18 protein-coding genes and 1 tRNA gene are annotated in these 17,410 nt (G+C 66.8%); 6 read left to right on the forward strand and 13 right to left on the reverse strand.

Going from position 1 to position 17,410, the window contains the following annotated elements:
• The first annotated feature begins 121 nt into the window (after positions 1-121).
• Positions 122-1,069 (forward strand): DMT family transporter, encoded by a 948-nt coding sequence (locus N5I32_RS06950; protein ID WP_261494664.1) that lies wholly within the window; start codon positions 122-124, stop codon positions 1,067-1,069.
• 2 nt (positions 1,070-1,071) lie between these two features.
• Here the strand turns inward: N5I32_RS06950 and cysK are convergent, their stop codons facing one another.
• The 4 genes from cysK to N5I32_RS06970 form a co-directional block, all read right to left on the reverse strand.
• Positions 1,072-2,148, reverse strand: coding sequence for a cysteine synthase A (cysK, locus tag N5I32_RS06955; protein WP_261494665.1), 1,077 nt, complete (start codon positions 2,146-2,148; stop codon positions 1,072-1,074).
• Positions 2,149-2,220: 72 nt separating this feature from the next.
• On the reverse strand, positions 2,221-2,757 hold the full coding sequence (locus tag N5I32_RS06960) for an HD domain-containing protein (protein ID WP_261494666.1): 537 nt from the start codon (positions 2,755-2,757) through the stop codon (positions 2,221-2,223).
• 193 nt (positions 2,758-2,950) lie between these two features.
• Complete coding sequence (gene tig / locus N5I32_RS06965; RefSeq protein ID WP_261494667.1) at positions 2,951-4,285, reverse strand: trigger factor; 1,335 nt, start codon at positions 4,283-4,285, stop codon at positions 2,951-2,953.
• Between the two features lie 20 nt (positions 4,286-4,305).
• Positions 4,306-4,390, reverse strand: a tRNA-Leu gene (locus N5I32_RS06970).
• Between the two features lie 212 nt (positions 4,391-4,602).
• Here N5I32_RS06970 and N5I32_RS06975 point away from each other — a divergent pair.
• Positions 4,603-5,115: a Hint domain-containing protein gene (locus tag N5I32_RS06975; protein ID WP_261494668.1), complete on the forward strand. Its 513-nt coding sequence runs from the start codon at positions 4,603-4,605 to the stop codon at positions 5,113-5,115.
• A gap of 3 nt (positions 5,116-5,118) precedes the next feature.
• Here the strand turns inward: N5I32_RS06975 and N5I32_RS06980 are convergent, their stop codons facing one another.
• The gene (locus N5I32_RS06980; protein WP_261494669.1) at positions 5,119-6,840 is read right to left on the reverse strand and encodes an NAD(P)H-hydrate dehydratase; all 1,722 of its coding nucleotides are present in this window, start codon (positions 6,838-6,840) and stop codon (positions 5,119-5,121) included.
• 178 nt (positions 6,841-7,018) lie between these two features.
• Between N5I32_RS06980 and N5I32_RS06985 the strand changes: the two genes are divergently transcribed.
• Positions 7,019-7,357 (forward strand): P-II family nitrogen regulator, encoded by a 339-nt coding sequence (locus tag N5I32_RS06985; RefSeq protein ID WP_261494670.1) that lies wholly within the window; start codon positions 7,019-7,021, stop codon positions 7,355-7,357.
• Between the two features lie 70 nt (positions 7,358-7,427).
• Entirely contained in the window at positions 7,428-8,837 is a 1,410-nt protein-coding gene (gene glnA, locus N5I32_RS06990) for a type I glutamate--ammonia ligase (RefSeq protein ID WP_261494671.1), read from the forward strand.
• Positions 8,838-8,904: 67 nt separating this feature from the next.
• Here the strand turns inward: glnA and N5I32_RS06995 are convergent, their stop codons facing one another.
• From N5I32_RS06995 to N5I32_RS07025, 7 genes are all read right to left on the reverse strand, one after another.
• On the reverse strand, positions 8,905-9,723 hold the full coding sequence (locus N5I32_RS06995) for a hypothetical protein (RefSeq protein ID WP_261494672.1): 819 nt from the start codon (positions 9,721-9,723) through the stop codon (positions 8,905-8,907).
• Between the two features lie 52 nt (positions 9,724-9,775).
• Positions 9,776-10,003 carry a tautomerase family protein gene (locus tag N5I32_RS07000; protein WP_261494673.1) on the reverse strand — a complete coding sequence of 76 codons (228 nt, stop codon included), beginning with the start codon at positions 10,001-10,003 and terminating at the stop codon, positions 9,776-9,778.
• A gap of 28 nt (positions 10,004-10,031) precedes the next feature.
• Positions 10,032-10,583, reverse strand: a complete 552-nt coding sequence (locus tag N5I32_RS07005) for a carboxymuconolactone decarboxylase family protein (RefSeq protein ID WP_261494674.1) — start codon at positions 10,581-10,583, stop codon at positions 10,032-10,034.
• Between the two features lie 122 nt (positions 10,584-10,705).
• A complete protein-coding gene (locus tag N5I32_RS07010) occupies positions 10,706-10,936 on the reverse strand; it encodes a glutaredoxin domain-containing protein (RefSeq protein WP_261494675.1) in 231 nt (76 codons plus the stop codon).
• Positions 10,937-10,946: 10 nt separating this feature from the next.
• The gene (locus N5I32_RS07015) at positions 10,947-11,516 is read right to left on the reverse strand and encodes a carboxymuconolactone decarboxylase family protein (RefSeq protein WP_261494676.1); all 570 of its coding nucleotides are present in this window, start codon (positions 11,514-11,516) and stop codon (positions 10,947-10,949) included.
• Between the two features lie 53 nt (positions 11,517-11,569).
• Positions 11,570-12,151: a TetR/AcrR family transcriptional regulator gene (locus N5I32_RS07020; protein ID WP_261494677.1), complete on the reverse strand. Its 582-nt coding sequence runs from the start codon at positions 12,149-12,151 to the stop codon at positions 11,570-11,572.
• Between the two features lie 115 nt (positions 12,152-12,266).
• Positions 12,267-13,106, reverse strand: coding sequence for a cysteine hydrolase family protein (locus N5I32_RS07025; protein ID WP_261494678.1), 840 nt, complete (start codon positions 13,104-13,106; stop codon positions 12,267-12,269).
• 83 nt (positions 13,107-13,189) lie between these two features.
• On the opposite strand from N5I32_RS07025, the gene N5I32_RS07030 reads away from it, so the two are divergent.
• Entirely contained in the window at positions 13,190-14,119 is a 930-nt protein-coding gene (locus N5I32_RS07030) for an AraC family transcriptional regulator (protein ID WP_261494679.1), read from the forward strand.
• A 50-nt stretch (positions 14,120-14,169) separates the two neighbouring features.
• On the opposite strand, the gene N5I32_RS07035 is transcribed toward N5I32_RS07030, so the two are convergent.
• Positions 14,170-16,386 carry an NADP-dependent isocitrate dehydrogenase gene (locus N5I32_RS07035; protein ID WP_261494680.1) on the reverse strand — a complete coding sequence of 739 codons (2,217 nt, stop codon included), beginning with the start codon at positions 16,384-16,386 and terminating at the stop codon, positions 14,170-14,172.
• Between the two features lie 332 nt (positions 16,387-16,718).
• Here N5I32_RS07035 and N5I32_RS07040 point away from each other — a divergent pair, with 332 nt between their 5' ends.
• Positions 16,719-17,405, forward strand: a complete 687-nt coding sequence (locus N5I32_RS07040) for a fumarylacetoacetate hydrolase family protein (RefSeq protein ID WP_261494681.1) — start codon at positions 16,719-16,721, stop codon at positions 17,403-17,405.
• The last annotated feature ends 5 nt before the right edge of the window (positions 17,406-17,410 follow it).

Below are 17,410 nucleotides of genomic sequence, written 5' to 3' on the forward strand. Positions count from 1 at the left end.
CCCGTCCGGCGCGGTTCTTCGTTTCCCGGCAACGTCCCGTTTCCGTCATCTCCTGTCGCACGCGGCAAAGACCGCGGCGCCTGCCCCGCGCCACCCTTGCCCAAACAGGACAGGAACCCGAATGGCCCTTGCCGCCCCTTCCCTGCAACCGGGCCACGCGTCAGGCGCGGGCGTCGGCTACCTCGTGGCCGGCATCACCGTCTTTTCCGTCCAGGACCTGATCCTGAAGCTCCTCAGCGGCTCCTACCCGCTTTATGAGGTGATGGTGCTCCGCAGCATCACGGCCATGCCGCTCCTCCTCGTGCTGGTCGCCCTGAACGGCGGGTTGCGTACGCTGGCAGCACCTGGCTGGACGGCGATGGTCGGGCGCGGGTTCGTCATGTGCTGCGCCTATTTCGGCTATTACCTCGCGCTCGCGGCACTTCCGCTGGCGACGACTGCGGCGCTCTACTTCACCGCGCCGCTCTTCATCACGCTGATGTCGGTGTTCCTGTTGCGCGAACACGTGGGCCCGCGGCGCTGGGCCGCCGTCGCCATCGGCTTTCTCGGCGCGCTGATCATGTTGCGGCCGGGGTCGGAGCTTTTCGACTGGGCGGCGGTGCTCGCCATCGGCTCCGGCCTGACATACGCGATGTCGATGGTCCACGCCCGACACCTCGGCACCCGCCACAGCGCCGCCGCGCTCGCCTTCTGGGGCAACCTCGTGTTCCTCTGCTGCGCGCTCCTCCTCGCGCTCGCCTTCGGCGGCGGCGCCCACGACAGCCAGTCCCACGCCAGCCTCGGGTTCCTCACTCGCGGCTGGGTGACGCCGACGCTCCGCGACCTAGCGCTGATGATGGCGACCGGCATCATCGCGGCGGCGGGTCTCACGCTTCTGACGCAGGCCTACCGGATCGCGGAATCGAACGTCGTCGCCCCGTTCGAATACACCTCGATGGTGTGGAGCGTCCTGTTCGGCTGGCTCTTCTTCCGCGACCTGCCCGACGCGCAGGGCTGGCTCGGCATCGCCATGATCGTGGGCGCGGGCCTCTACGTTCTTTACCGCGAAGGTGTCCGCGCCCGGCGCTGAGGTCAGCCCAGCTGGCAGCCGGGGGTGGAGCGCATGATCGCGCGCTCCTCCTCGCTCATCTCTTCGGCGATGCCCTCGAACAGCGGCGTCGACAGATAGCGCTCTCCGGTGTCGGGCAGCATGACCAGGATCACCGACCCCGGTGCCGCACTTTCCGCCACCCGCATCGCCGCGGCGAAGGTGGCCCCTGCCGATATGCCGACAAAGATCCCCTCTTCCGCCGCCAGCCGCCGCGACCAACCGATGCCCTCGGGTCCGGTGACCGGGATCAGGTCGTCGTGGAACCCCTTGTCCAGCGTCTCCTGCAGCACCAGCGGGATGAAGTCCGGCGTCCAGCCCTGGATCGGGTGCGGTTGCCAGGCGGGATGTCCCTGGGCCGGGGCGCCGTCCGCCTCCCGCGGCTGGGGCGTGCCGCTTTGCACCAGCGCGGCGTTCGTGGGCTCGGTCAGGATGATCTTGGTCTCCGGCCGCGCCTTGCGGATCACGCGCCCGATGCCGGTCACCGTGCCGCCGGTGCCATAGCCGGTGACGATGTAGTCCAGCCGCTCGCCCGCGAAATCCGCCAGGATCTCTCGCGCGGTCGTGGCCTCGTGGATGTCGGCGTTGTCCTTGGTCTCGAACTGGCGGGCCAGGAACCAGCCGTGCTCCTGCGCCAGTTCCACCGCCTTGCGATACATGCCGACGGCCTTTTCGGCCTTGGGCGTCAGGACCACCTTCGCGCCCAGTAGCCGCATCAGCCGCCGCCGCTCGACCGAGAAGGTTTCCACCATCGTCACGACCAGCGGATAGCCCTTGGCCGCGCAGACGACCGCAAGGCCGATGCCGGTGTTGCCCGAGGTGGCCTCGACCACCGTCTGACCGGGCTTCAGCCGCCCCTCGCGCTCGGCCGCCTCGATGATGTTGACGGCCAGCCGGTCCTTGACCGAGGCGCCGGGGTTGAAGGCCTCGACCTTCACGTAGACGCTCACGTGTTCCGGCGCGATCCGGTTGATGCGGATCACCGGCGTGTCGCCGATGGTGTCAAGCACGCTGTCGTAACGCCGGCCGCGTCCGGCCGTGGTCCTGATGGTTCCGGGCATGGTGTTCCCCCTGTTCGCTTCGCCTGCGGAGGATAAGCCATCGGCGCACCCGAAGGAACCGCCCTGCGCGGACTATTCCGCCGCCCTGCCCAGAAGGGCGCGCGTGCCGGCCAGCACCCGCCGGAACTCCGCCCGCGCGGGTTCCGCCCCGGCCGGAAGCGCGCCGACGACCTCCTCCGCCCAGTCCAGATAGGCAATCTGCCGCGCCCGTGGCCAGCCGACGGGGGGCGTTTCCCCCACCGCGCGCACGTTCGACATCTTGTCGCAGATCTTCACCAGCGTCGCCCCGGTCGACTTGTGCGGCGCCTTCAGCACCTGCTGCCGCTTGCGCTCGGCCTTGGGCAGGTTCTTGTCGTCGGTCAGTTCCAGCACCAGCGCGGTGATCTCCTCCCCGAACAGGGTCCGCAGATCGCCGGCGGTGACGCTGCAATCCTCGATCGTGTCGTGCAGCCAGGCAGCGGCGATCACGGCCTCGGAGCCGCCGAAGCGGACGGCCAATGCCGCCACCTCCTCCAGATGCACGGTATAGGGCTCCCGCGCGGCGCCCTTGCGGACCTGCCCGTCATGGGCACGCATGGCGAATTCCTTCGCCCTTTCAATGATATCCATCAACACTCCATCCGGCCAGCCGCCGCACGCAGGTGATACCCTCCGCTGCGCGGAAAGCATGGCCGATTCCAGATTTGGGAAAAAGAAGGCATTGCCTTCCCTTCCAACATGGCACTTCCCGGCGAAGATGCAAGGGCAAAAGAAAAGGCCGCACCCAGAGGTGCGGCCCGGTTCCGGTCCGATGACCGAAGGCTCAGATCTCGTCGAGCGCGTCGACCGCCTTCTGCAGCGCGTCCTTCGACACTTCCTTTTCCTTCACCTTCGCACCGGCAAAGATCAGGTCCACGACCTTGTCCTCGAAGATCGGGGCGCGCAGTTGCTGCTGCATCTGCGGGTTCTTCTGCACGAACTCGAAGAAGGCGCGTTCCTGGCCCGGATACTGGCGCGCCTGCGCCAGGACCGCCTGCGTCATCTCCGCGTCCGTCACCTCGACCTTCTCCTTGCGGCCGACCTCGGCCAGGAGAAGCCCAAGCCGCACACGCCGCTCGGCGAGCTTGCGGTGCTCGTCCGTGGGCGTGATCGCGCCGTGGTCGTGGCCATGGTGGTCAGGGTTTTCCTCGTGCCAGAGCTGGTGCGCGATCTGGTTCGCCTCGGCATCGACCAGGCTCGGCGGCAGGTCGAAGCTCACCTGCTTGTCGAGTTCGTCCAGCAGCGCACGCTTCATCACCGCGCGGGCGGCGGAGACATATTCCGCCTCAAGCCGCTCCGTCACCTGGCCCGTCAGCGCCTCAAGGCTTTCCGCCCCGAACCGCTTGGCCAGTTCGTCATCGATCTCGGCGGGCTTCGGCGCCTTCACCGCCTTCACGGTGCAGTCGAACACCGCGGCCTTGCCGGCCAGATGCTTGGCCCCGTAGCTGTCCGGGAACGACACCTCGACCGCGACCGCGTCGCCGGCCTTGGCCCCGACAAGCTGCGCCTCGAAGCCGGGAATGAAGCTGCCCGACCCCAGCACCAGCGGATAGTCCTCGCCCGCGCCGCCGTCGAACGGCTCGCCGTCGATCTTGCCGACGAAGTCGATCACGACCTGGTCGCCGTCCTTGGCCTTCGACCCCTTCTTGCGGTCCTCGAAGCTCTGGGCGTTGCTCGCCAGGTTGTCGAGCGCCTCCTTCACCGCGGCCTCATCCGCCTTGACGACCAGCTTATCGAGCTTGATCTTCGAGACGTCGAGATCGGGGATCTCGGGCAGCGCCTCATAGCTCATCTCGACGATGACGTCGTCGCCCTGCTGCCAGGCTTCGCCGCCCTTCATCTCGACCTTCGGCTGCACCGCCGGACGGTCGCCGGTCGCATCGAAATGCGACTTCATCGCGCCGTCGATCGCATCCTGCATCGCATCGCCCAGCAGCCGCTGGCCGAACTGCTTGCGCAGCATGGCAAGCGGCACCTTGCCCTTGCGGAAACCCTTCATCTCGATCTCGGGCTGCGCCTCGACGAGCTTTTCGGTAACTTTCCGATCCAGATCCGCAGCCGGCACGGTGATCGTGTAGCTGCGCTTCAGACCGTCCTTCAGGGTCTCGATGACCTGCATTCCCTTGTCCTTTTCCCTCATGGTGCGGGTGAAGGGACTTGAACCCCCACGCCGTTAGGCGCCAGAACCTAAATCTGGTGCGTCTGCCAGTTCCGCCACACCCGCAATGCCCACGAAGGACAGCCCCTGAGGACCGCCCCCCGAAATCCGCGCCCTTCTAGCAAGTCCCGAACGGGGATGCGAGAGGAAAAAGGCGCGTTCCGGCGCGCGCAGGGCCGCGCCATCGCGCCGATTTTCCCCGAATTGTCCCGCCCTCATCGCATTCTTGCCAGAATTCACCGGCAGACTTGACTTACGGTTGGTTAACAGGTGCTGCCATGTCCATGATCTTTGCCGACAATCTTGCTCGCAAGTCCGATTGCCTTGACGAAGGAACATTCCACGGAATCGCCGATGGCACGCGCATCTTCACCTCGAAGGGCCTGCAACCGGTGGAAACGCTGTCCGCCGGCGACCGCATCGTGACGCTTGAGGGCATGCGCGTCCTGCGCCGCGTCTGGGTCGAGGATCACGCCGGCCCGATCGTGCGGGTCAGGGCCAGCACGCTCGGCAGCCAGCAGCCCAGCCGCGACATGACCTTCTCTGCCGGAATGCCGGTGGTGATGCGCCAGTGGCGCGGACGCGGGCCCCGGGCCACAGCCGTGGTGCCGCTTCTGCGGCTTGTCGACGGGGTCGAGATCTGCCGCGGCGACGAGGCGGTCCTGCGCACCTACACGCTCCAGTTCGACACCGACCAGGTGGTCTATGCCGCCGGGCTCGAGGTCTTCTGCGCCGGGATCGGGATCGAGACCGAAGCCTGGTACAAGCGCGGCAACATCTTCCTCTCCTGATCGCTAAAGCCCGAGGGTCCGGAAGACCGCAGGCAACTGCTCCGGCAGGTCCTCCGCGATCAGGCCGGGGCCGAATGTCCGCGCGCATTCGACATGCAGCCAGGCGGCGGTTTCTGCCGCCTGCATCGGTGCGAAGCCCCGCGCCAGAAGCCCCGCGATGAACCCCGCCAGCACATCACCCGACCCCGCCGTGGCAAGCCAGGGCGCCGCGCGGTCGTAATGGGCGGAGTTGATGCTGCACCGTCCCGAGGGGTCGGCGATCACGGTATCGGGGCCCTTGAAAAGCACCACGCAACCCGCCCGCGCCGCCGCCTCTCGCGTGGCGTCGACCTTGGAGTAGGCCGGGCCCTTCATGGCGGGGGCGGCCAGTTTCTCGGCAATGTCGGGGAAAAGCCGCGCGAACTCGCCGCCATGGGGGGTGAGGACACAGCGGTCATGAAGCGCCGCGAAAAGATCGGGCCGCCCCGCAAGGATCGTCAGCGCGTCGGCGTCAAGGACAATGGAGGGACGATGGCCGTTCTTCTTGAGGAAAGCCGCCACCTGCGCCTCGGTCGCATCGATCAGCGGCAGTCCCTCGGCCAAGTGCCAGGCCAAGGCCGTCGCCACCAACTCCACCTCCCGCTCGCCCGTGCCAAGACCTGGCCCTAGGCAGAGCGCGTTGATCCGCTTGTCCTCCAGCACCTGCGCCAGCTCATCGGCATCGGCGACAGGTTTCAGCATCACCGCATCCAGCCGCGCCGCATTTTCCGCCAGCGCCTCTGGCGGGCACCCCACCGTCACCACCCCCGCCCCGATCCGGATAGCGCCCCGTGCAGCGAGACGGGCGGCCCCGCCCCTGCCCGCGCCACCGGAGAGGATCAGGGCGTGCCCGTGGGAGTATTTGTGGGCATTTGGTCTTGTGGCTGCGATCCGAGCCGCTTTGACGGATGTAACGAAGACCGTCTCTTGCCGGGGTGCCAACCCCGGCTCGCGCCCGACCCGCCCCCCCGGGGCGGGCGCGAACGCCCCCCCCGCGGGCCGGGCGCGAGCCTCGTCTCTATTGCCAGCATCGTCGGAAAGGCCGATGTCCTTGACTACCAGACCCCCGCATGCTTCCGGGCCAAGCGCGAGCATCATCCCGATCTTTGTTCGGTGAAACGTCACCGTCAGATCGGCAGGAAACGCAGCCTTTCCCAGCAGACGACCGCTATCGGCGCAAATTCCGGACGGAACATCGACGGACACGCGGCGGATATTCCCCACCAGCCCGGGATCATCGAGTGTGCCGAAGAAGTCCAACATGTTCGGCCATGCCAGCGGGCGGCTGAGGCCGATCCCGAAAAGTGCGTCCACAACAAGATGGTGTCCGCACGGATGAATCGGTGGGGGCAGGAACTCGGTGTTGAGATCAGTCCCGACGACCTCCCCCATCCCCAACCACCGCTCATAATTCACCCGCGCATCCGGCGGCATCTTCTCCGGGTCGCCGTAGAGGAACACCTCCACCTCCCAGCCCCACTCCTTCAGCAGACGCGCCACGACGAAGCCGTCGCCGCCATTGTTGCCCGGCCCGCACAACACCACCGCCCGATGTGAGGTCTTCGCAAGCTCCGGCCATTCCTCGAAGATCGCCTCGACCACGCCCCGGCCCGCGCGCTCCATCAGCTCAAGGCCCGTGACCTCGCCGGAGGCAATCGCCGCCTGTTCGATGGCCCGCATCTGCGCGGCGGTCAGAAGCTCGGTCATGCGGAAAAGCCCCCAAAGTTCACAAACAGCCCCAAATGCGGGCGATATGCACAAAAATGAGGCACATGACCCGGAATCGCGGCCGGCGGCGCCCCTCTCGCAGCCTAGCCAATTGTGCGCCCGCAGCGAAAGTGGTGACAGGGGCCGACCGCGATGAAACCCCCAAGGGAGTCGGCCCATGAAGAAGATCGAAGCCATCATCAAGCCCTTCAAGCTCGACGAGGTGAAGGAAGCGCTTCAGGACGTCGGCGTGCAGGGGCTGTCGGTGATCGAGGTGAAGGGCTTCGGCCGCCAGAAGGGCCATACCGAACTTTACCGCGGCGCCGAATACGTCGTCGACTTCCTGCCCAAGGTGAAGATCGAGGTCGTGCTTTCGGACGACATGGTCGAGGCCGCGATCGAGGCCATCGTCTCGGCCGCGCGCACCGACAAGATCGGCGACGGCAAGATCTTCGTCTCCCCCGTTGAACAGGTCATCCGTATCCGCACCGGCGAAACCGGTGAGGACGCGATCTGAAACACCCCGGCGGCCCCCGGCCCGAACCACCAGGCCCCCGGCCCAAACCTCCACAAGAAAGGATCACAGGATGAGCAAGATCCAGGATGCTCTGAAACTGATGAAGGACGAGGAGGTCGAATATGTCGACATCCGCTTCACCGACCCCAAAGGCAAGCTTCAGCACGTGACGCTGGTTGCCGATCTCGTCGACGAGGACTTCTTCGAGGAAGGCTTCATGTTCGACGGCTCCTCCATCGCCGGCTGGAAGTCGATCGACCAGTCCGACATGAAGCTGATCCCCGATGCGGGCTCGGTCTACATCGACCCGTTCTATGCCGAAAAGACGATGTGCGTGCACTGCAACGTCGTCGAACCGGACACGGGCGAGCCCTACAGCCGCGACCCCCGCGGCACCGCGGCCAAGGCCGAGGCCTACCTGAAAGCTTCGGGCATCGGCGACACCGCCTATTTCGGCCCGGAAGCGGAATTTTTCGTCTTCGACGACGTGCGCTATTCGGTGACGCCGCAGAAGGTCTCCTACCAGATCGACGCCCATGACGCGGCCTGGAACACCGACGCGGAATACGAGATGGGCAACCTCGCCCACCGCTCGCTCCACAAGGGCGGCTACTTCCCGGTCAACCCGATGGACGCGGCCCAGGATCTGCGCGGCGAGATGCTCTCGACCATGAAGCGCATGGGGATGAAGGTCGACAAGCACCACCACGAGGTGGCGACCGCCCAGCACGAACTTGGCCTGATCTTCGGCGGCCTCGTCGAGCAGGCCGACAACATGCAGAAATACAAGTACGTGATCCACAACGTGGCCCACGCCTACGGCAAGTCGGTGACCTTCATGCCGAAGCCGATGAAGGGCGACAACGGCTCGGGCATGCATGTCAACATGTCGATCTGGAAAGGCGGCAAGCCGCTTTTCGCCGGCGACAAGTATGCCGACCTGAGCCAGGAGGCGCTGTGGTTCATCGGCGGCATCCTCAAGCACGCCAAGGCGCTCAACGCCTTCACGAACCCCTCGACCAACTCCTACAAGCGCCTGATCCCGGGCTTCGAGGCGCCGGTGCTGCGCGCCTATTCCGCCCGCAACCGGTCGGGCTGCGTGCGGATCCCGTGGACCGAATCGCCCAAGGCCAAGCGCGTCGAGGCCCGCTTCCCCGACCCGGCGGCGAACCCGTATCTGGCCTTCGCTGCGCTTCTCATGGCCGGCCTCGACGGCATCAAGAACCGGATCGACCCGGGCCCGGCCTCGGACAAGGATCTCTACGACCTGCCGCCGGAGGAACTGGCCGAAATCCCGACCGTCTGCGGCTCGCTCCGCGAGGCGCTTGAGGAGCTGGAAAAGGACAAGGACTTCCTGCTGGCGGGCGACGTCTTCACCCGCGACCAGATCGATGGCTATGTCGCGCTCAAGTGGGAAGAGGTCTACGCCTACGAACACACGCCGCACCCGATCGAGTACCAGATGTACTACAGCTGCTGAGATCGGCGGCGCGATGACGAAAGGGCCCCGCAAGGGGCCCTTTTGCTTTGGCGGCGGCGCGCAGGCTTCAGACGAGGATCGCGGCGATGCCGGCGGTCATCGCCCCCATCACCACCGCCATCGCGGGAAGGCCGCGATGCCGGCGCGGAAGCCAGAAGAAAAGGCCAGAGGCCAGCATCATCAACCCCAGCGGCGGGGCGACCTTCCAGGTGTCCCAGGTGGCGCCCTTGCCGGCAAGGCGCAGAACCGGCCCCATGTGGCCGATCATCCGGGCCATCGCCGACATCGTGCGGCTGACCGCGGGCCGCGACACCGGACGACGCGCCGCGATCTCGGCCAGTGCCCTGCCAATCGCGGCGGTCTCGTTTGCCCACTGGGCGCGGAACAGGATGCGGCAGTCGAAGTCGATCACATAGGCGCTGTTCGGGCGCCCGCCGAGGGCGCGGTGCAGCGTGCCGTCGATATCGTCCGCGGCCACCTCGAACGGAATGCGGTGGCGCGCCTTGAGGTCGCGCGCGTTGGCAAGCTTGGCGGCGGCGGCGCGGGGCTGGGGAACGCGTGCGCCGGGGTGCGCCTCGCGCACGTTGACAAGCACGAAGCGGATCGCGTGGCCATAGGTGGCATGCAGCCGCACCAGCCCTTCGGCGGCACTTTCGGTGACCGGGCAGGTCAGCGACCCGAAGACGATGAGGATCGGGCGGCGGTCGGAGGCTTCGGGCCAGCGCAGGGTGGAGCCGTCGACAAGCTGCAGATCGGGCAGCGAGACATGGTCGCCCGGCCCGAGGTCGGACTTGCGCACGAACATGTCGTTCAGGATGTCTGGATAGATGCGGGGGTGATCGTAGCGGTAGAAATCTGCCGCTTGCGGTTCGGTGGACCGGGACATGACGGGGCTCCGTGAAAGGGGGGGCGCGCGACGGGCGCGCCCCCGCAGGGGATCAGGCCTTGGCGCCGGCCTTGGCGAGCGCGCGCAGGTCGTCGGCGGTGACGGGCGTGCCGCCCACGCCCCAGGCGCCCGGCTGGACATCCTGGATGGTGACCCAGGTGACCTGGCGCAGGCCTTCGCCTTCCACCGACACCACGGCGTCGGTGACCTTGCGGATGATTTCCTGCTTCTGTTCGAGGCTCAGGTATTCACCGACCCCGGTGATCTGGACGAGAGGCATTGTCGTTCTCCTTTTCTGGTTTGGGATTTCAGGCGGCGGCAGACCATTCGACGGCCTTGAAGGCGGCGTCGAGCGGGGTTCCGGCGATGTGGGTGGTGTAGTTCGAGATGGTCTTGAGGCCGACGCCCAGGACCACTTCAAGGGCCTGCTGCGGGCCGTAGCCCGCGGCCTCGAAGGCGGCCAGATCCTCGGCCTCGGGCCAGCCGCGGGTGCGCGTCACGGCGGCGGCGAAAAGCCGGAGCGCCTGCAGCTTGCTGTCCGCGATGGCGGTGTCGTTGCGCAGCGCGTCGGTGACCGAAGTGGCGACCTTCTGCATCCCGGCCAGCGCGGTGTGCACCGACATGCAGTAGGCGCAGCCGTTTTCGCGGCTGGCGGCCAGAAGGACGATCTGCCGCTCGGTCGCGCTCAGCGACGATCCGTCGAAGATGCGCGCAAGCGTCATGTAGCCTTCCAGAAGTGCCGGCGCGGTGGACATGACGGCCAGCAGGTTCGGCACGAAGCCAAAGCCCTTCTGTGCGCCGGACAGGATCGGCCGGGCCGATTCCGGTGCGGATTCAATGGTATTGACGGGGAAGTTCACGTTGGTCTCCTTATGATGATCTGGAACAATCGTTCCAATTTGGACAGAATCGGGTAGAGGGTCTTCGCCCGGGCAGGAAACCCGGGATTCGGCGGCCCCGGGCGACGTCGCCCGGGGAGGTTTCAGTGCGCGTTCAGTCGGTGGCTCAGGTCATCGAAGCCGCCGATATGCTCGTCCCCGGCAAAGATCTGCGGGATGGTGCGGGCATTCGGCACCCGGCGGCGCATTTCGGCCAGGACCTCGGGCTTGCTGACGTCACGTTCGACGAAGGACAGGTTGCGCGCGACCAGCAGTTGCTTGGCGGCGACGCAGTAGCTGCACCCCGGGCCGGTGAATATCTCGATCCGTTCCATCCCCGCCCCTTCAGTGCGAGACGCTGAGCACGGGCGTCACGCCGTCGAACATGGATTCAAGCCCGACACCCAGCGCATCGCCGAACTTCGACACCGCGATATAGGTGGTGATGACAAAGGCGGCGTCGACGATCTGCGCATCGGACCAGTTCGCCTTCAACCGTTCCCACAGGTGCTTCGGCACGCGGTTCGCATCGACGCCGATCTGCACGGTGAAGTCCAGAAGCGCGCGTTCGGCTTCGGAGAAATGCGGGCTGGTGCGGTAGCGGTCGCCGTCCAGATCGGCGATCTTTTCCTCGCTGATGCCCAGCATGCTCGACACCCGCTCGTGCTGGACGACGCAGTACTGGCAGCTGTTGGCCTGCGTCGCCTTCAGGATCAGCAGTTCCTTCGTCGCCCAGTCAAGCACGCCATCCTTGAGGATCGCCATGATCGTGTCGGTAAAGACCGTGCCGTATTCGGGCTGGTGGCCGAACACCTTGAAGATGTTCAGAAGCGCCTGGAACCGCGCCTCGGACCGGTCGTAGAAGGCCAATGTCACGGCATCGGCCTGATCGCGTTCGACATAGCTGACAGTCATCGTCTTCTCCCATAAAAGTTCTGGAATGTTCGTTCCAGAACGGCCAAAAAAAATCACCCCAGCAGACGCATCGCCTGAACGACGATCTGCTCTTTCTGCGCTGCCGGGGCGTTCGCCCTGCTCATCACCCGAAGGCCGAGGAACAGCGCGTAGAGTGTCGTCGTCGTCGCCTCGGCGTCGAGGTCCGGCGCAATGTCGCCGGCCGCTTGCGCCTCCGCGATCCGCTGGCGGAAGAACGCACGCAGTTCGCCCAGGCTCGCGGTCACGGCGGCGGCGATCTCGGGATCATGGGGCGCAAGTTCCACCGCCGAATTCACGATCAGGCATCCGGCCGGGCTTTCCGGCGTCGTCACCTGTTCGGCGGCGGCGCGGAATGCGGCAAGGATCGCCTCCCTCGGGCCGCCCGCCGCGATCAGTCCGGCCAGGAAGCGCGCCCGATAGCGTTCGTCATAGCGGTCCAGCGCGGCAAGAAAGATGTCACGCTTGCCTTCGAAGCTTGCGTAGATGCTGCCGCGGTTCACGCCCGTGGCCTGCACCAGGTCGTTGATCGACGTGCCCTCATAGCCGCGCGACCAGAACACGCGCATGGCGCGGTCGATGAAGGCGTCGGTGTCGTGTTGCTTGGGGGCGGGCATGGCGTTCTCCTGATGCAGGAACGTTTATAGCATCTGGAACGGTCGTTCAAGAAGATTCCGAAATGTCCGGTTTCGTCCCCGGCGCGGCGGCACGATCGCCGCGCCGGGGAACACCTCAGAGCGCCGCGATCTGCGCCACGGCCTCTTCGGTGGTCCACAAGGCGTTGGCGATGTAGCGGAAGTTGATGATGGCGGCGAGGTAGCCGTCACCCTCGGGCAGCTTGGCCGCGGCGGTCGCGTCGCTGACGACCGCAACCTCGAAGCCCATCTCCAGCAGTTCGCGCAAGTGCGCCTCGACGCAGAGGTTCGCGGACATGCCGGCCAGGATCACCTGATCGACGCCGTTCTTGCGCAGTTGCAGCGCCAGGTCGTTCTGCTCGGGGCCGTAGACCTTGTGGGGCGAGGCGACGATGGTCTTGCCGTCGTTGATGAACTCCCGGTATTCGGGCATGAAGTCGGCGCCCGAATTCTCGAACCCGTCAAGGTTGGTCGGCCCCTTGCGGTCGAACATCCCGATGGCGTGCATCAGTTTTTCCAGCGGGCCTTCGAATTTCCAGCCATGGTCGGTCGGGTAGTAGTAGTGGGGCGAAACCGCCACGACCAGGTCTTTTTCCTTCGCGGCGCGGAACAGCTTGCCGATGTTCTCGACCACGCCGTGTTCGGTCACGCTTTCGCCGACGACCTTCCAGGTCACGCCGTCCGGGCTGAGGAAGTCGATCTGCGGGTCCGTCACCACCACGGCGACTCGGCCCTTCTGCAGGACCATGTCCGACGGCGGCAGCGCCGGTTCGGCCGGCGGGGCGTAGGGATCGGCTTCCTGCGCGGCGGCAGGGGCAGCGATGGCGGCGGCGCCGGCCAGGGTTGTCGCGCCGACGCCCATCAGCGCCTGACGCCGGCTTACGCCGCAGGCATGCCCGTGGGCATGGTCGTGATCGTGATCATGAGAGTCGCACATTTGAGTTGTCCTCCGTGGATTGATGATGCCTAGATAATCGGGGCGATGTTCGGAATCGTCTCGATTATGTCCGGAGGCGGAAAATGTTGCTGGATGAGGTCCTGTCGCGGATGACGGTCGAGGTCGAGCCCTTCTCGATCTGCGAGATGGCGCCGCGCGGATGGCTCGACATGCCGAAATCCCCCGCCGCCAGCCTGCATTACGTTCTCAGCGGTACCGGGGCGCTGCATCTGGGCCCCTCGCGGTCGCATCCCCTGAAGACCGGTGACCTGGTCCTGGTGCCGGCGGGGTCGAGCCATTCCATCGGGGCGGAAGATGGCCGATTCGTCTCGTTCGCCAGTTGCCAGCCGGCGCGGCTCGGCCTGTCGCACCACCGCGACGGCACGGCGGACGAAGGGCTGGGGCTGATGGTGCTCTGCGCCAGCATTTCGCTCGGGCTCAGCGGGGCGGGCACCGTCATCGACCTCCTGCGCGAACCGGTGATCGAGGCGGCGGGGGCCGAACACCTGATCCGCCTGATCCTCGATGAACTCGCGGCGCCCGGCCCGGGGTCGCGCGCGCAGATCAAGGCGCTGCTGCTCTACCTCATCATCGCGTCCCTGCGCCGCAGCGTCCTCAGGCAGGATCCGGGCACGGGCTGGCTGGTCGCGCTGTCCGACCGCAACCTGTGGCCGGCCCTGGCCGAGGTGATAGCGCGGCCGGGCGCCGACCACAGCGTTGAATCGCTGGCCGAGCGGGTGGGGATGAGCCGGGCGCGCTTCGCGGCCCGCTTCAAGGATACATTCGCCACCAGCCCGATGCATCTTGTGCGCGACCTGCGGCTTCAGCACGCGGCGCGCCTGCTGCTCGAGGGGCATCACGGCGTGGCGCGCGTGGCCGAGCTTGTCGGCTTTTCCAGCCGCAGCCATTTCACGCAGGCGTTCGAGGCGCGCTATGGCATCAGTCCCGGCCGCTACGGGCGCACGGGCGGGACCGAGGAGTCCCCGTCCGGCGACACCGCGGACGGGGAATAGGCAGGGCGCGAAGCCCCACCCTGCCCTACCTTGCCCTACCTTGCCCTGGCCTAGCCGATGATGCGGTTCAGCGTCTGCGACGGGCGCATGACCGCCGCGGTCCGGACCGGGTCGGTGTGGTAGTAACCACCCAGATCGGCCGGCTTGCCCTGCGCGGCGGCGAGTTCCGCGACGATCTTCGCCTCGTTCTCCCTGAGCGCCTGCGCGATCGGCGCGAAATGCGCGGCAAGGCCGGCATCCGCCGTCTGCGCCGCCAGCGCCTCGGCCCAGTAGAGCGCGAAGTAGAAGTGCGAGTCGCGGGTGTCGGGCTCTCCCACCTTGCGGCCGGGCGAGCGGTCGTGGTCGAGGATGCCCTGAGTGGCCACGTCGACCGCGTCGCCCAGCACCTGCGCCCGGGCGTTGCCGGTGCGGTCGGCGAGATACTTGAGGCTTTCGCCCAGCGCGCAGAACTCGCCCAGCGAATCCCAGCGCAGGTGGTTTTCCTCGATCAGTTGCTCGACGTGCTTGGGGGCGGAGCCGCCCGCGCCGGTTTCGAACATGCCACCGCCCTGCATCAGCTTGACGATCGACAGCATCTTGGCCGAGGTGCCCAGTTCGAGGATCGGGAACAGGTCGGTCAGGTAGTCGCGCAGCACGTTGCCGGTGATGGCGATGGAGTTCTCGCCCTTGCGGATGGTCTCCAGCGTCACCCGCACCGCCTTTTCCGGCGCGAGGATGAGGAAGCGGTCGGCCACGCCCTTCGCCGCAAGGATCGGCCTGACATAGCGGATCAGTTCCGCGTCATGCGCGCGCGTCTCGTCCAGCCAGAAGATCGCCTGACAGCCTTCCAGCCGCTGACGGTCGATGGCCAGTTGCACCCAGTCCTCGATCGGCGCCTTGCGGGTCGAGGCCGAGCGCCAGATGTCGCCCTTCTGCACCCGGTGTTCGTGCAGCACCGTCCCGTCGGCCAGCCGCATCCGCACGATCCCGTCGGCCGCGATCTCGAACGTGGTGGGGTGGGAGCCGTATTCCTCGGCCTTCTGCGCCATCAGGCCGACGTTCTGCATCGTGCCCGCCGTGCGCGGGTCAAGCGCGCCGGTTTCCTTGAAATAGGCGATGGCCTCGGAGAAGACGCCCGCATAGGAACTGTCGGGGATCACGCAGTTGGAGTCGGCGGCCTTGCCGTCGGGGCCCCAGCCCTTGCCGCCCGCCCGGATCAGCGCCGGCATCGAGGCATCGACGATCACGTCAGAGGGGACATGCAGGTTGGTGATCCCCTTGTCCGAATTCACCATGTAGAGCGGCGGGCGCGCGGCCAGCGTCGCCTCGATATCCGCCTCGATCGCGGCGTGTCCGGGCATCTCGGCCACCCGCTCAAGCAGCGCGCCGAGGCCCGAGTTCGGGTTGACCCCCGCCGCGGCCAGCGCCGCGCCGTGCTTGTCGAACACCGGCTGAAGGAAGGCCGTGACCGCGTGGCCGAAGATGATCGGGTCGGAGACCTTCATCATCGTCGCCTTGAGGTGGATCGAGAACAGCGTGCCCTCCCGCTTGGTCGCCTCGATCTCGCGCGCAAGGAAGGCGCGCAGCGCCCGCGCCGACAGGAAGGTGGCGTCGACAACCGTGCCCGCGGGCAGCTTGAGCCCGTCCTTGAGCAGGGTCACGGTGCCGTCCGCTGCCTCATGCTCGATCCGGATCACGCTGTCGGCGGCGAGCGTCACGGAGGTCTCGTTGGCGCGGAAGTCGTCCGCCCCCATGGTGGCGACCCGGGTCTTGCTGGCGGCAGACCAGGCCCCCATCGAATGCGGGTTGGCGCGGGCATAGGCCTTGACCGCCTTGGCGGCGCGGCGGTCGGAGTTGCCTTCGCGCAGGACCGGGTTCACCGCCGATCCCTTGATCGCGTCATAGCGGGCGCGCGCGTCGCGTTCCGCGTCGGTCGCAGGCGCCTCGGGATAGTCGGGCACGTCGTAGCCCTGCGCCTGCAACTCGCGGATCGCCTCGACCAGCTGGGGAACCGAGGCGGAGATGTTCGGCAGCTTGATGACGTTGGCCTCGGGCGTCTTGACCAGTTCGCCCAGAACCGCAAGATCGTCGGACTGGCGCTGCGCCGGCGCCAGCCGGTCGGAGAAGGCTGCAAGGATGCGCCCGGCCAGCGAGATGTCGCGCGTGCCGACCGTCAGGCCCGCCGCCGCGGCGAAGGTGCGCACGATCGGCAGAAGCGAGGCCGAGGCCAGTTCCGGCGCCTCGTCCACCTTGGTGTAGATGATGTCGGGAGTATCGGTCTGTGACATGTCAAGCCTGCCTATGCTGGATCGCTGCGGCCGTATACTACAGTATACAAATGCCGCCAAGCCTTCGTTTCGAAAGAATCGCGGCGCCTTGCGGGCGGGGCACCACAGGCGCGCCTGCCCGCATAGTAGGAAATTCGGCGCCGGAGGTAAGCCGGATTCGCGGGCACCCCGCGCGGGTGTCGCAGGATCGGCCTGCCGTCCGGGCAGGGGCCCTCATCCGCGGCTCAGGCCCACCGGCGACGAGAGCGGCTTGACTTCCACGGGGTTGGCCTGGATTGGTCGGCGCATCGACCGGGCCGAAGAGGTTACGGATTTTGCAGTCGGAGGACAGAATGGCCAGCCTGGTGATCGAACCACCCGCCGCGGTGACGCTTCCCGTTGCGGGAACGGAGGCGCGGTTTCCGGTGCGCCGCGTCTACTGCATCGGCCGCAACTATGCGGCCCATACCGTCGAGATGGGCGGCGACCCGAATCGCGAACCGCCGTTCTTCTTCCAGAAGAACCCCGACAATCTCGACCCGTCGGGCCGGTTCCCCTATCCGCCCGCGTCCTCCGACGTGCACCACGAGGCCGAGATCGCCGTGTTCCTGAAGTCGGGCGGCAGCGACATCCCGGTGGACAAGGCGCTTGAACATGTCTTCGGCTACGCGCTCTGCCTCGACATGACGCGCCGCGACCTGCAGGCAGAGGCCAAGAGGCTTCAGCGCCCGTGGGAGGTCAGCAAGGCCTTCGAACATTCGGCGCCGGTCGGCCCGATCCATCCGGTGGCCGAGGTGGGCCACCCGACTTCGGGACGCATCGCGCTGACGGTGAACGGCACCCCCAGGCAGGAGGGCGACCTCAACCAGATGATCTGGAAGGTGCCCGAGATGATTGCCTGCCTGTCGCGGTATTTCGAACTCGCGCCCGGCGATGTGATCCTGTCGGGCACGCCCGCGGGCGTCGGCGCGGTCGAACGGGGCGACGTGATGGACATCAGCGTCGAGGGGCTGGGGAGCATGACGGTCAAGGTGGTCTGACCCGG

The organism is Albidovulum sediminis, assembly GCF_025380365.1.
Taxonomy (GTDB): Bacteria; Pseudomonadota; Alphaproteobacteria; order Rhodobacterales; family Rhodobacteraceae; genus Albidovulum; species Albidovulum sediminis.